General features: G+C 70.6%; 12 protein-coding genes. 5 read left to right on the top strand and 7 right to left on the bottom strand.

Annotated features, from left to right (window positions below; all coding sequences use genetic code 11):
- Positions 1 to 11 precede the first annotated feature (11 nt).
- Entirely contained in the window at positions 12 to 260 is a 249-nt protein-coding gene (locus tag J2W78_RS07680) for a hypothetical protein (protein ID WP_253369439.1), read from the top strand.
- A gap of 81 nt (positions 261 to 341) precedes the next feature.
- A complete protein-coding gene (locus tag J2W78_RS07685; protein ID WP_253369441.1) occupies positions 342 to 776 on the top strand; it encodes a PilZ domain-containing protein in 435 nt (144 codons plus the stop codon).
- 84 nt (positions 777 to 860) lie between these two features.
- Here the strand turns inward: J2W78_RS07685 and J2W78_RS07690 are convergent, their stop codons facing one another.
- The gene (locus tag J2W78_RS07690; protein ID WP_253369443.1) at positions 861 to 1,289 is read right to left on the bottom strand and encodes an HIT family protein; all 429 of its coding nucleotides are present in this window, start codon (positions 1,287 to 1,289) and stop codon (positions 861 to 863) included.
- 133 nt (positions 1,290 to 1,422) lie between these two features.
- On the opposite strand from J2W78_RS07690, the gene J2W78_RS07695 reads away from it, so the two are divergent.
- The gene (locus J2W78_RS07695; protein WP_253369445.1) at positions 1,423 to 2,457 is read left to right on the top strand and encodes a cation diffusion facilitator family transporter; all 1,035 of its coding nucleotides are present in this window, start codon (positions 1,423 to 1,425) and stop codon (positions 2,455 to 2,457) included.
- A 105-nt stretch (positions 2,458 to 2,562) separates the two neighbouring features.
- Here the strand turns inward: J2W78_RS07695 and ada are convergent, their stop codons facing one another.
- The 3 genes from ada to J2W78_RS07710 form a co-directional block, all read right to left on the bottom strand.
- Entirely contained in the window at positions 2,563 to 3,648 is a 1,086-nt protein-coding gene (ada, locus tag J2W78_RS07700) for a bifunctional DNA-binding transcriptional regulator/O6-methylguanine-DNA methyltransferase Ada (protein ID WP_253369447.1), read from the bottom strand.
- A gap of 132 nt (positions 3,649 to 3,780) precedes the next feature.
- Positions 3,781 to 4,950, bottom strand: coding sequence for a M20 aminoacylase family protein (locus J2W78_RS07705; protein WP_253369449.1), 1,170 nt, complete (start codon positions 4,948 to 4,950; stop codon positions 3,781 to 3,783).
- Positions 4,947 to 6,167 (bottom strand): GNAT family N-acetyltransferase, encoded by a 1,221-nt coding sequence (locus J2W78_RS07710; RefSeq protein WP_253369451.1) that lies wholly within the window; start codon positions 6,165 to 6,167, stop codon positions 4,947 to 4,949. Before J2W78_RS07710 ends, J2W78_RS07705 begins: the two co-directional genes overlap by 4 nt.
- Positions 6,168 to 6,384: 217 nt before the next feature.
- Between J2W78_RS07710 and J2W78_RS07715 the strand changes: the two genes are divergently transcribed.
- Positions 6,385 to 7,116: an SOS response-associated peptidase gene (locus J2W78_RS07715; protein WP_253369453.1), complete on the top strand. Its 732-nt coding sequence runs from the start codon at positions 6,385 to 6,387 to the stop codon at positions 7,114 to 7,116.
- Between the two features lie 12 nt (positions 7,117 to 7,128).
- On the opposite strand, the gene J2W78_RS07720 is transcribed toward J2W78_RS07715, so the two are convergent.
- A complete protein-coding gene (locus tag J2W78_RS07720) occupies positions 7,129 to 8,124 on the bottom strand; it encodes an alginate O-acetyltransferase AlgX-related protein (protein WP_253369456.1) in 996 nt (331 codons plus the stop codon).
- A 308-nt stretch (positions 8,125 to 8,432) separates the two neighbouring features.
- Here J2W78_RS07720 and J2W78_RS07725 point away from each other — a divergent pair, with 308 nt between their 5' ends.
- On the top strand, positions 8,433 to 9,677 hold the full coding sequence (locus J2W78_RS07725; protein WP_253369458.1) for a glycosyltransferase family 61 protein: 1,245 nt from the start codon (positions 8,433 to 8,435) through the stop codon (positions 9,675 to 9,677).
- Positions 9,678 to 9,853: 176 nt separating this feature from the next.
- On the opposite strand, the gene J2W78_RS07730 is transcribed toward J2W78_RS07725, so the two are convergent.
- Entirely contained in the window at positions 9,854 to 11,137 is a 1,284-nt protein-coding gene (locus tag J2W78_RS07730) for a class I SAM-dependent RNA methyltransferase (protein ID WP_253369460.1), read from the bottom strand.
- Between the two features lie 4 nt (positions 11,138 to 11,141).
- Complete coding sequence (locus J2W78_RS07735) at positions 11,142 to 11,888, bottom strand: TlyA family RNA methyltransferase (RefSeq protein ID WP_253369461.1); 747 nt, start codon at positions 11,886 to 11,888, stop codon at positions 11,142 to 11,144.
- Between the last annotated feature and the right edge of the window lie 129 nt (positions 11,889 to 12,017).

The following is a 12,017-nucleotide window of genomic DNA, read 5'->3' on the forward strand; positions in this document are numbered from 1 at the left end:
GAGGCCATCCGATGCGAAGCTACAACCTGTTCCGCCGCCGGGGCAGGGAAGCGCTGTTCTGCGCAGTTCCGGAGAGTTGTGCCGTGCCGCGCTTCGTCGGCGGGCGCCGCTGGACCTTCGGCGGGCGAATCGACGGCAGCGCGAGCCCGCCCCCCGGCTTTGACGACCGCGCCGCGGTGACCGCTGTGCGCTTCAACGGCTTCTACCTGTTCCAGTGCCTCGACGAGGGCGGGTCGGGGCGGGCGGGCGACGCCCCCTGAGCGGGCGCGCGATCATGGCGAGCATTCCTTAACGGCCGGCATGGCAGACAGGCGGGGAGTCAGGCGGGCCGGAGACCGATCATGATCAGCGACAAGCGCCAGGAGACGCGCAAGCGAACCTTTCTCAAGGGACGGATCCACTTCAACAAGGGCGCGTCCAGCATGGACTGCCTCGTCCGCGATTTCTCGGAGATGGGCGCGCGGCTGGAGTTGAGCGAGACCAATACCCTGCCGGAAACATTCGACCTCTACATCCCGCAGAAGGAAATCACCCTCCGGTCGAATCTGCGCTGGCGCCGCGGCGATGCGGTCGGCGTCGCCTTTGCGGAGGCGACGAAGGCCACCCCAGAGCCATCCCCGGCACCGTTGACGGACCCGTCGCTCGCCGTCCTGCTGCGCCGGATCGCCGAGTTGGAGGCCGAGAATGCCGGCCTGCGCTCGGTGATCGCGTCCATGGGAACCAGCATGGGTGCCGTTATGGGAGCGGGATCGGCGAACGGGGCCCAACACGCCTGAATCGCGCTGGCGCGATGGGTGTCCCCTTTAAGCGCCGCGCGGGCTTGCTGATCCGGTCCGCGCTTGACTCAAGCGGAAACCGGATCAGCCCTCGTCCAGCGCCGCCCGGATGCGCGCGGCGTGCTCGGCGAGCACCGCATTGTCGGCCATGCCGCCCTCGTGGCGCTTCAGCGGCACGCCGTCATGGCGCGGCACGAGATGGAAGTGCAGGTGGAACACCGTCTGCCCGCCGGCCGGCTCGTTGTACTGGAATAGCGTCAGCCCATCCGCCTTGAAGGCCGCCTTCACCGCGCGGCCGACCCGCTGCACCGTGCCGATCACGGTGCCGAGCGTCTGCGGCTCGGCGTCGAGCAGCCCGCGCGAAGGCGCCTTCGGGATGACGAGGGTATGGCCCTCGCCCTGGGGCATCACATCCATGAAGGCGACGCTGTGCTCGTCCTCGTAAACCTTGTGGGCGGGGATCTCCCCGCGCAGGATCTTCCCGAAGATGTTGTCCGGATCGTAGGGCGTCATCGCACGGCTCCTCGCAGAAACGGGCGGCACGTTGCACGGGCCGGCTCATCGCAGCAACTGTGCGAGCAACCTTGACCACTCCGGCGGCGTTGACGAGCCCGTGACGGCGGTGCGCGCCGCTCGGGAGCGGGACATGGCCGAAAGCACGGGTGCGATCTACACGGCGGCGGGCGCCAACCTTGCCATCGCGGCGGCGAAGTTCGTCGGCGCCTTCCTCACCGGCTCGACCGCGATGCTGGCGGAGGGCGCGCACTCGCTGGTCGACACCGCCAACCAGCTCCTGCTGCTGGTCGGCCTGAAGCGGGCGAAGAAGCCGGCGGACGCCAAGCATCCCTTCGGCTACGGGCGCGAGGTGTACTTCTACGCCTTCATCGTCGCCCTGTTCATCTTCCTCGGCGGCGGCATCTTCGCGATCTACGAGGGCGCCCACAAGATCCAGCATCCCGAACCCGCCGCCGACGCCACCGTGCTCGGCTTCCACCTCTCCGGCTTCTGGGTGAACGTCTCGATCCTCGGCTTCGCGATCCTGGCGGAGGGCTATTCCTGCCTCGTCGCGCTGAAGGCGTTCTGGGCGGAGAAGGGCGAGCGCGGTGCGATCACCGCGATCCAGCGCAGCAAGGACCCGGCGCTCTACACCATCCTCGTGGAGGACGTCGCCGCCCTGATCGGCCTCGTCATCGCCATGGCCGGCGTGGTGCTCGCGCATGTCCTCGACAAGCCGGCGCTCGACGGCTGGGCCTCGATCGGCATCGGCCTCGTTCTGATCGGCATGTCGATCTTCCTGATGATCGAGACCCACGGCCTGCTGATCGGCGAGGCCGCCGACCCGGCGGTGGTGCGCACGATCCAGGCGGCGGTGCGCGAGGAGAGCGCGGTCCAGCACGTCAACGAGGTGCTGACCCAGCATCTCGGCCCGTCGGACATCCTGGTGAATCTCAGCCTCGACTTTGCCGACGACGTGCCCGCGGGCGAAGTCGAGCAGACGGTGGCCCGGCTGGAGCAGCGGATCAAGGCGAAGAGCCCCAACGTCACCCGCGTGTTCATCGAGATCCAGTCGCGGAAGGGGCATGCCGCAGGCCACGCGCCCACCGATACGCCGACCGATGCCCCCACTCCTGCGCCCACTGGCCACGACGCGGCCCCGCCCGGCTCGGCCGTTCCGGCGTGAGGGATTAAAGCATCGTCCCGAAAGGTGGCTTCCGGCTTTCGGAAAAGATGATGCAAAAACAAAAGGCTAGAGCATCGTCCTGGATCCGATATCTAGGACGATGATCTAGCGCTTCACTCCCTCGCGGGCGAGCAGGGCCGCCTTGCGCGCCGTGCCCCAGCGATACCCTGAGAGCGCCCCGTCCGAGCGCACCACCCGGTGGCACGGGATCGCGACGGCCAGCGCGTTGGCGCCGCAGGCCATGGCCACGGCGCGGACCGCCGCCGGCTCGCCGATGGCGCGGGCGATCTCTGCATAGGTCGCGGTGGTGCCGACCGGGATGCGGCGCAGGCCCTGCCATACCCGCTGCTGGAAGGCGGTGCCGCCGATATCGAGGGGCAGGTCGAACGCGCCTCCCGGCGCCGCGACGAGGCGCACGACCTCAGTCACCGTCGCCGCGAAATCCGCGTCGCCGGCCACGATCGCCGCTTTGGGGAAACGCGCCGTCAGGTCGTCTCGGAGCGCGTCGGCCTCGTCGCCGAGCAGGATCGCGCAGACCCCTCGAACGGTGGCCGCCACCAGCACGAGCCCGAGAGCGCAGGCGTCAGTTGCAAAGAAAATCCGCTCGCCCGCGCCGCCCTTGCGATAGGCCGAGGGGCTCATGCCGAGCCGCTCCGCGCCACCCGCATAGAACCGGCTCGGCGCGCCGTAGCCCGCCGCGTAGACGCTCTCGGTCACGGTTCGGCCCTCGGCGAGGCTGTCGGCGGCGCGGGCCGCGCGGTGGGCTTGGGCGTAGGCCCTCGGCGTCACGCCGGTGACCGCCTTGAAGATGCGGTGGAAGTGGAACGGGCTCAGGGACGCCGCGCGGGCGAGCGCGTCGAGAGAGGGCGGCGTCTCCGCCGCCTCGATCAGCCGGCAGGCGCGGGTGACGGCCTCCGCCTGCCGCTTGGACTGGGCCGCCTCGTCGGGCCGACAGCGGCGGCAGGGCCGGAAGCCCGCGGCCTCGGCTTGCGCCGGTCCGGCATGGAAAGACAGGTTTTCAGGCCGCGCCGCCCGCGAGGGACAGCTCGGCCGGCAATAGACCCCCGTGGAGCGCACCGCGTAGACGAAACGCCCGTCGAAGCCGCCATCGCGCGCGGCGACGGCAACGCGCATCTCGGCCTCGGTGAGAGGCGCCTCGTCGGGTGGGGCGATTTCGGGTTCGGCGAGCATCGGCTCCTCCGGGAGAAGGGATGCGGCGATCCTGACGGATCAGAGCGGCGCGCGCATCCCGTCCCTTGCGGTCGAATCCGAATGCCGTTGCAAAACCCCTCCCTCCCGCACGGGGAGAGAGGGGGACTTACGTCACGCCGCCGCGCGCCGCTCCACCATCCGCGCCAGATAGGCCGCGCCGAGCGGGATCAGGCTGTCGTCGAAATCGAAGCTCGCGTTGTGCAGGCCCGGCCCCGGCGTCGCGCCGAGCCAGGCATAGGCGCCGGGCACCGCCGCGACCATGTCGGCGAAGTCCTCGCTGCCCATGCGCGGCACGGTGTTGGCCTCGACCTTCTCGGAGCCGAACAGCTCGGCGGCGATCTCGGCGGCGGCCGCCGCCTGCTCGGGATGGTTGTCGAGCACCGAGAACACGTCGCGCAGGTCCACCTCGATGGTGGCGCCGTAGGCCGCCGCGAAGCCCGCTGCCAGTTCGCGGATGCGGGTAGCGATCAGCTTGCGCAGATCGGCGTCGAAGGTGCGCACGGTGCCGGTGAGATGCGCGCCCTCCGGGATGACGTTGTAGGCCGCGCCCGCATGGATCTGCGTGACCGAGACCACGGCGGATTTCAGCGGGTTGCTGTTGCGGCTGACGATCGACTGCATCGCCTGCACCAGCCCCGTCGCGATCACGATCGGGTCGATGCCCTGGTGCGGCATCGCCGCGTGCGCGCCGCGGCCGGTGATGCGGATGTCGAAGAAGTCGGCCGCCGCCATGATCGGGCCGGGCCGCACTTGCAGCACGCCGTGCGGGCCGTGGGGCGCGTTGTGGATCGCGTAGATCTCGTCGACCGGAAATTTTTCGAACAGGCCGTCGGCGATCATCGCGCGGGCGCCGCCCAAACCTTCCTCCGCCGGCTGGAACACGAACACGGCGGTGCCGTCGAAATCCCGCGTCTCGGCGAGGTAGCGGGCGGCGCCGACCAGCATGGTGGTGTGCCCGTCATGCCCGCAGGCATGCATCTTTCCCGGCACGGTTGAGCGGTAGGGGAGGTTGGTCTCCTCGGTGATCGGCAGGGCGTCCATGTCGGCGCGCAGGCCGATCCGGCGGGCGCCGGGCCGGCCCTGCAGCACGCCGACCACGCCGGTCTTGCCGAGCCCCCGGTGCACCTCGATGCCGAACTTTTCGAGGTGCTCGGCGACGATGCCGGAGGTGCGGACCTCCTCGAAGCCGATCTCGGGATGGGCATGGAGATCGCGCCGCAGGGCGGTCAACTCGTCGGCATAGGTGCGGATGCGGTCGATCGGGCTCGTTTGCAGGCTCATTCGTTTGCGTCCTCGCAGGTGCGGCGGAAGGGCGACATCGTCTCGTACTCGGCCATCGCCGCGTTCACGTGGCTGCGCTCCCGCTTCAGATAGTCGGCGACGGCGCGGGCCAGCGCCGGGTCGGCGATGTCGTGGGCCGAATGCATCGGCACCGGGCGGTAGCCGCGGGCGAGCTTGTGCTCGCCCTGCGCCCCGGCCTCGACCCGCTTCAGCCCGCGGGCGATCGCGAAGTCGATGGCCTGATAGTAGCAGACCTCGAAATGCAGGAACGGGTGATCCTCGATGCAGCCCCAGTTGCGGCCGTAGAGCGCCGTGTCCCCGATGAAGTTGATGGCGCCCGCGATCGGCCGGCCCGCATTCTTGGCGATCACCAGCAGGATGCGCTCGGGCATGCGCGCGCCGATGAGCGAGAAGAAGGTCCGGTTGAGGTAGGGCCGGCCCCATTTGCGGGCGCCGGTGTCCTGATAGAACTCGTAGAAGGCGTCCCAATCGGCTTCCGTGATGTCGGCGCCGGTCTTGTGCTCGACCGTGATGCCCCGGCTCAGAGCCTCCCGCCGCTCGCGCTTGATCGCCTTGCGCTTGCGCGAGGCGAGCGCCCCGAGAAAATCGTCGAAGCCGGCATAGCCCTCGTTCTCCCAGTGGAACTGCTGGTCGATGCGGGTCAGCATCCCGAGGGCTTGCGCCTGCTCGGCCTCGCGCGCGCGGGTGAAGGTGATGTGGATCGAAGAGGCCTCGGTCTCGGCCCGCAGGGCACGCAGCCCCGCGACGAGGGCGGAGGCGGCGGTGTCGGGATCCTCCCCCGGCGCGATGAGGAAGCGCGGCCCCGTGACGGGCGTGAACGGCACGCTCACTTGCAGCTTCGGATAATAGCTGCCGCCGGCTCGCTCGTAGGCGTCGGCCCAGCCGTGGTCGAACACGTATTCGCCCTGGCTGTGGGACTTCAGATAGCAGGGCGCGGCGCCGACCAGCCGGCCCTCGCGCTCGACGCGGACATGCAGCGGCAGCCAGCCGGTGCGGCGGGAGACGCAGCCCGCCTCTTCCAGCGCCGAGAGGAAGGCGTGGCAGGTAAACGGGTTGAAGGTCTCGTCGCCCGCCCCGAGGGTCTCGGGGGAGGTGGCGCAGGCGTCCCATTCGGCGGCGTCGAACCGGGCCATGCCCGGCACGGCGCGCACCTGCAGGACGGGCTCGGGAGCGTTCGCCGTCGCGGGGGTCGTCATGGCCCCAAGTTAGAGCGCCTGAGCGTGGATGTGGATAGCGGTTCGGCACATGCCGGGCGCGACAAACTGAGACCGCTCCACGCCTCGCCCTCATCCTGAGGTGCGGAGCGCAGCGAAGCCTCGAAGGATGAGGCGGAGGGTCGGATCTCCGTCATCGCTGTGAGTCGGGCGCCCCTATCGCTTGATCCGGCGCCCGCGCCGCGCCCATATCGCGTCCATGTGCGGACGCTTCTTCATCGGTCAGCCGCCGGAGGTCTACCGCGCCCTCTACGGCTACTCCGAACAGCCGAATTTTCCGGGCCGCTTCAACGTGGCCCCGACCCAGCCGGTGCCCGTCGTGATGCGCGAGAGCGGCGAGCGGCATTTCCGGCTGATGCGCTGGGGCCTGTGGCCGGCATGGCTGAAGGATCCGTCGGACTTTCCCACCCTGTTCAACGCCCGCATCGAGACGGCGGCCGAGAAGCCGGCCTTCCGCGGGGCGCTGCGCCACCGCCGCTGCGTGTTCCTGGCCGACGGCTTCTACGAGTGGCGCCGCGACAGGGCCGGCAAGGCCGCGACGAAGACGCCGTTCGCGGTGCGCCGAACCGACGGAGCGCCGATGGCGTTCGCCGGCCTGTGGGAGCCGTGGATGGGCGCGGACGGCTCGGAAGTCGACACGGCGGCGATCATCACCTGCTCGGCCAACGGCACCCTCAGCGCGATCCACGAGCGGATGCCGGCGATCCTGGCCCCGGAATCGGTCGGGCCGTGGCTCGACGCGGCGGTGGACGCGCCCGAAGCCGCCCGCCTCTGCCGGCCCTGCCCGGACGAATGGCTGCGGCTCGATCCGGTGAGCGAGCGGGTCAACAGCGCGCGCAACGACGATGCCGGGCTGCCCGAACCGGTGGCCACGCCCGCCGGCCGCAGGGCTCCGGCGAAGGCCGAGACCGTGCAAGGCGAGCTGTTCTGACGCGCTCGCCGCTCAGGCTGCCGCGCCGCTTCCCCCGGCCGTCTCCTCTCCGAACCGTTCGGCGGCGTAGTCGTCGAGGTTGAACGCGTCGTCGGGCACGCGGAACATGAACCGCTCGGCGATCTCGGTGAGCAGGATGTCGGGCCGGGTCCGCTCGACGTAGGACCAGTCGACCGACGTGCTCCAGACGAAATGCACCTCGGCAAAGGTCTCGGCGAGCATGATCGTCAGCATCAGCGGCGCGAAGTGCGAGTAGGAATCGCCGAACAGGACGAGGCGGCGCGGGTCGCGGGGCGTGGCGTTGGCGTAGATCACGTGCGAGCCGACATGGAGCGTGTCGGCGCGGCCGGCCGCCTCCCGTGCCTGCACGATCGGGCTGGCGTAGCGGCGCACGGCATCGCGCTGCAGGTCGTGGATGCGCGTCCGTTCGATGCGCGGCGGATCGAACCGTCCTCCGAGATCGCCGGAAATCTCGGTCTCGCGGAATCCGCGCGCGGCGAGGTCCGGGCAGGGCGCGGCCCGCAGCGCGCGGCAGATCTCGCGATAGGCGAGGTGGCAGCCGGCGAAGGTCCAGTGGCTGTCGGTGCGGTAGAACAGGTCTTCCCCCGCGCGGGCCGCGCGCATCGGCTCGACGAGGTCGATGCAGGTCCGCCGCAGGACGCGCGTGACCGGCCATTCCCGGAGATGCCCCTTCAGCCGGGAAAGCCACCACCGCCGCGGCATGCCGCGGATCAGGCGGCGGGCGGGGGAGAGTCGGTGATCGACGGCGATCCCATCGAGGAAGCCGTCGTAGACGCTGAGCTTTTCCGGGACGACGACGTGGTGGTAGGCGATGCCGAGTTCCCGCGCGCGCGCCGCACGGCCGGCGATGCGCTGGCGCCACAGCTCGGTCTGGTGGGCCATGAAGCCCGACTCGTTGAACTGCGCGATGACGTTGTTGCTGCCGGCGACGACGAACAGCCAACCGTCCTTGCCGACATGAATGTGATCGGTGGCCGTGTCCGACACGAAGTCCCGCCCCTCCTCAACCATCTTCGCCAATGCCGAACGCGCGGGCGGGCCGAGGCTCTACAGGCGCCGGCCGTTCCAAGGCAAATGCGGCTGGGCACGAAGACATGCGTCGGACTTCGCCCGCAGCGATATGCTAGAGCATCATCCCGAAAGGCGGCCGCCGGCTTTCGGAAAAAGATGATGCGAAGACAAGGGTCTAGAGCATCATACCGGACGGTACCCTCCGGGTTTCGGCACGATGCCCCAGCGGTGTTGGGAATTCCTTGAAGGGACGGGCGTCACGGCGGGACCCGTAAGGAGCAGGCTTGAACGACACGCAAGCGGATGAGGCTGCGGCGCATGCCCGGCTGATCGAGGACAACCTCGTCCTCACCTGCGAGGCCGGGCACCTGTACCGCGACGGCGGATTCGCGGGCGATGCCGCCCTGCTCGACCGGCTGCGGGAACGGGTAAGCCCGCTCACAGAAGTGGTCGGCGCGGTGTTTCCCGGCTTTCCCGCGCACGACCCCGCGCCGCCGCGCCTGTTCGGCGGCAGTGCCGCCTTCCGCGAGAAGCAGGAGGCCGCGCTCGCGGCGCCACGCCCGCCAGGACCGCCGACCCTGCTATGCGAGACCCGCGACGTGCGCCTTGCGGGCAACGCCCTGTTCCATGTCACGGACGGCCGGCCGCAGGTGCTGTTCGAGACCTACCGGCCGCAGGAGCGGCACGTGGTGCCCGGCCCCGGCCCCGGCTTCCTGCATGTGGACGAGACCATCGCGGAAGCGGGTCTCGTCTTCCTCCTCAACTCCGCAGGCTCGTTCAATTACGGCCATTGGCTGATCGACGACCTGCCCCGGCTGCACGCGCTTGCGCTGCTGCGCAAACGTCATCCAGGAGTGCCGGTCACCGTCGCGCTCGTGTCCTACTTCCCGCATATCGACGCGGCGCGGCGCCGCTCGATCCAGCTCCTGCTGGGCCACCGCGTCGCGATCCGCTTCCTCGACCGGTACAAGACCTACCGCTTTGCCCGCCTGCACCACGCCACGCCGTGCAGCCTGCCGAGCACGGGCAAGTCGCCGCACGCCCTGCGATATCTCACCGGGCAGGTGCAGGCGCGGACCCGCCTGCCGCGCGCTCTGTTCGCGCTCCGGAGGCTCACAGGGCGAGGCCGGCGCCTGTTCGTGGACCGGCATCCGGGGCGGGGCCGGGGGCTCGCCAACCGCGACGCCGTACTCGGCGGGCTGCGCGGCCTCGGCTTCGAGGTCTTCGACCCCGAACTCACCAGCGTGCGGCAGCAGGTGGTGCGGTTCTCGGCCGCGGAGATTGTGGTCGGCATCGCCGGGGCGGGGATGGCCAACACGGTCTTCTGCCGGCCCGGCACGCCGGTCATCCACCTCGTGCCGGAGGGCTGGGAGGACCGGTTCTACGGCGAGATCGCCACCGCCTGCGGCCAGGACTACGCGGCAGTGTTCGGCTCCCGGATCCCGTCGGACGCGCCCGAGTACCTTCGGGATTTCGCGATCGACCCGGAGGCGCTGCGCGAGGCCCTCGCGGCCGCGGGACTCCGCTAGCGCATCGTCCTGGATATCGGATCCAGGACGATGCTCCAGGCTATTGTTTTTGCATCGTCTTTGTTCCGAAAGCCGGCAACCACCTTTCGGGACGATGCTGTAAAACCCGAGATCCCAAGGGGATCATCCCTTTGGCGGGGTCTCGGGGCAGCGCCCCGATCTCCCGCCATCAGGGTTCAGCGCGGGCGCCGCAGGGTTCGGCCGGTGACCTTCGCCTGCTTGCGGAACACGCCGACCAGCTCGACATGGGCCGACCACGCGAACTGATCCACCGGCGTGACCCGCTCCAAACGATAGCCGCCCGCGATCAGGGTCGCGGCGTCGCGGGCGAAGGTGCCGGGATCGCAGGCAACGCCGACGACGAGGGGCACCTTCGATTCCGCGATCCGGCGCACCTGCGCCTCGGCTCCGGCACGGGGAGGGTCGAACACCACCGCGTCGAGCGCATCAAGTTCCGGCCCGAGCAACGGGCGGCGGAACAGGTCGCGCGCCTCCGCCGTGATCCGGGCGTAACCGGCTCCGGCCCGGTAGGCGCGGATGAGGGCGGTGATCGCTGCCGCCTCGCCCTCGGCGGCGTGGACCTCGCGGGCGCCGGCCGCGAGCGTCAGGGCGAAGGGACCGCTGCCGCAGAACAGGTCGCCGACGCGCCGCACCTTGGCCTTGCCCTCGTCCATGGCCTCCAGCACCAGGGCGGTCAGGCTCGCCTCGCCGGCCTGCGTCGCCTGAAGGAAGCTGCCGGGCGAGGGCACGCGCCGGGCCGGCCCCTCGCCGACCGCGGGCGGGCGGCGCTCGACCACCACGTCGCCGTGGATCGACAGACGGGCGAGGTCGAGTTCGCCGGCAAGCCGGGTGAGGACGCCGCGGACGCCGTCGCTCACCTGCCCGTGGCCGCGGATGTCGATGTCGAGGCCGGTCACGGTGGCGGTGGCGGCGATGTCGAGCGGCTTGCGGCCGTGCCCGAGCGGGGCGGCGAGCGCCTCCGCGACGGCCGGCGCCCGGTGCAGGCCCGGCACGGTGATCGGGCAATGGTCGATCGGCACCAGCGCGTGGCTGCGCGCGGCCATCAGCCCGGCCCGCGCCCGGCCCTCGATCTCACGCACGTGCAGGGTGATCCGCCGCCGGCCCTCTCCCTGCGCGTCGAGGAGCGGCATCAGCGTGGTCTCGATGCGCGCCTGCCCCAGTGCCCCGGCGACGATGCCGCGCTTCCACTCCGCGTAAGGGGCGGGGGCGAGGTGCTGCACGACGCAGCCGCCGCAGGCCGAGAAATACGGGCAGAACGGCGCGATCCGCTCCGGCGACGCCTCCTCCACGGCGGTCAACGTGCCGATTCGGTCGCCGCGATGCACCCGCACGCGCTCGCCGGGCAGGGCGCCGGGCACTGCCAGCCCGCCCTCCGTGAGGCCGTCGCCGCGGGCGCCGAGCCGGGCGATGGTCAGGGTCTCTTCGATCACGTCGGACATAGGATCAATCATGAGAGGAACGCCTCGCGGCGACCAGGAACTCGCGGTTGCCGTCGCCGCCCTCGATGGGGGAGGGGATCGGCCCCAACACGGTGAAGCCGAGGCCGACGAGTACGGCGCGCACGCCCTCGCAGACCTCGGCATGAATGTGCGGATCGCGCACGATGCCGCCGCGCCCGACCCGCTCGCGGCCGGCTTCGAATTGCGGCTTGATCAGCGCGGCGATCGCGGCCTCGTCGGCGAGCTGAGCGGCCACCGCCGGCAGAACCAGGCGCAGGCCGATGAAGCTCACGTCGATGGTGGCCAGCCGCGGCGCCGGCTGGATCGCGCCCGGCGGGAGGGCGCGGATGTCGGTGCCCTCCAGGCTCGTCACCCGCGGGTCGGCGCGGAGGGCGGCGTCGAGCTGGTCGCGGCCGACATCGACCGCGTGGACATGGGCGGCGCCGCGCCGCAGCAGCACGTCGGTGAAGCCGCCGGTCGAGGCGCCGACATCGAGGCAGGGAAGACCCGTCGGGTCGAGGCCGAAGGCGTCGAGCGCCGCGGCAAGCTTCAGGCCACCGCGGGAGACGTACGGGTGGGGGGCCGACGCCTCGATCCGGGCGTTGGCCTCGACCAGATCCGAAGGGCGCGTGACGAGACGGCCGTCGGCGCTGACGAGACCGGCCTCGATTGCCGCCCGCGCCTGCGCCCGGCTGCGGAAATGCCCGCGCTCGACCAGGAACCGGTCGGCCCGCAGCCGCTCGCCCGTCATCGGTCTCCCTTCCGCAAACCGCTCCGCCGCGCCCGAGGCTCTCGTCCCGAATACCGGGTCCGGGACGAAGATTTCGGATTTCGATGTTGCATCGTTCTTTTCCAAAAGCCGGTGGCCGCCTTTCGGGAC

This window comes from Methylorubrum extorquens, assembly GCF_024169925.1.
Taxonomy (GTDB): Bacteria; Pseudomonadota; Alphaproteobacteria; order Rhizobiales; family Beijerinckiaceae; genus Methylobacterium; species Methylobacterium extorquens_A.